1 protein-coding gene and 2 pseudogenes are annotated in these 1,750 nt (G+C 48.3%); all 3 read left to right on the plus strand.

Annotation, left to right across the window (positions count from 1 at the left end; translation table 11 throughout):
• Positions 1-650, plus strand: a pseudogene (locus ACU8YC_RS24810) (sugar transporter); the annotation flags it as partial.
• A 113-nt stretch (positions 651-763) separates the two neighbouring features.
• Positions 764-1,069, plus strand: a complete 306-nt coding sequence (locus ACU8YC_RS24815) for a hypothetical protein (protein WP_446895934.1) — start codon at positions 764-766, stop codon at positions 1,067-1,069.
• A 206-nt stretch (positions 1,070-1,275) separates the two neighbouring features.
• Positions 1,276-1,750: pseudogene (locus ACU8YC_RS24820) on the plus strand (glycosyl transferase family 1); the annotation flags it as partial.

Below are 1,750 nucleotides of genomic sequence, written 5' to 3' on the forward strand. Positions count from 1 at the left end.
GCGTGGTGGCGCTGATGCTCAGGGAGTCAGAGCGTTTTATTAATCAGCTTGGTCATCAGATAGCGCTGGAGCAGCTGGCCTTTGTGGAGAAGGAGGTCGATCGTGCCTATCAGCGGGTACAGACAGAAAATGCGCGGGTACTGGCTTTTCAGAACCGTCATCAGTTAATCAGTCCGGAATCAACGAGCACAGCGCGCCTGGATCTGGTCAGCCGGATAGAGGGTGAGCTGGCGCAACAACAGGCACAGCTGAAACAGTTCCGGCGCTATATGAAAGAGACGGCGCCGGCGGTGCTCGCCGTCACCGCCCGGGTGGAGGCCCTGACAGAACAGCTCAAACAGGAGCAGGCGAGACTGACGGGGGATGACAGTGATGCGATGAACGATGTGACGGCCCGCTATATGGTGGTGCAGAAACAGGCGGCACTGGCAGAAGATCTGTATAAAAGTGGTCTGATAAGCCTTGAGCAGGCGAGAATAGAGGCCTACCGTAAACTGAAACATCTTCTGGTAATCAGTCAGCCCGCGCGGGCAGAAGAGGCGGAATACCCGCGACGGCTGTATAACCTGGCGACCACGGGTGTGCTGCTTTGTCTGCTGTACGGTCTGATGGCCATGGGGCTTGCCACCCTGCGAGAGCATCAGGACTGATGCCGGCTCTGTGCATTGATTCAGTCATCCGGCACAGGGTATAACGCGGGATATGGACAGAGACAGAAAGAGAAGAAAACAGGTGTGGAAACCACCGTAACCGGAGAGAAAGTATGACTGGCACATTTTGTATTACGCGTGTTGACACGCAGGAGCGTTACCTGGGGACGGGGAGGCTTTCTGATGAGGTTCTCATTATTTCTGCTGACGTTCCCCCGTATGGCAGACATGCTCTTTATTGTGACCTTTTACATCCTGAAAATTCAACGTGTTATTATTATGAAACCAGCAGTGTACCGGCGCCTGTAAAAGCTGACATAGTGATTACTGACCAGGATGACGGGTTTATTGAGTTAGTCTGGACTGAAAATTCGACCCGGTGGGAAATTGAAGGTTTATTATCCCCCGTAATACGTTAATTCATTTCGTCCCGGTCAAAAATTTCCTCAAGTTACCGGGACACCCTTCAGTATATTGATGTTTATCCGGCGTTAATGTTCCGGATTGAAATGTAGTCCGGAAATACAACCTGAAACTCTTTAATAAAAGAACGGGGCGATAATTTTATATCTGATGGCAGATACAATATTCTGCTGGTTATTAAAATAAGTCATGGAGATAAATAATGGCGGTGACAATTAATCATGTCATGTCATCCGGGCAGCAAAGTAAGATTTTTGATGATATTATGGCGTACTTTATCCGCCACTCTCATCATGATTTACAGCATATTACATCAGTTAATCCGCGTGACGGCGCTCTGGTGCGTCATTATCACCGGCCACATCTTGAAGAGGTGCTGATTAAACCCTGTGTGGTTACTGTACATCATGATTTGGCGGAGCCGGATAACTGGTTAGCGATTGAAAAATTTATTCCCCGTTATAAAGAAGCGAATGTTGTTATCTGCCTTAATTCAGTACAAAAAGAAATACTGGCATCGCAGGGGATAGACAATACCGTGGTTATTCCCCATGGTTACAATGAGGAATATATAAAACCTAACCTGAATGCCCCACGCCACTGGAATGGAAAAGTACAGATTGGTCTTTTTTCCCGCCGTTATCCCAGAAAGGTCAAAGGTGAAGCCTATCTTCTGG

Source organism: Citrobacter sp. VF227 (genome assembly GCF_052950715.1).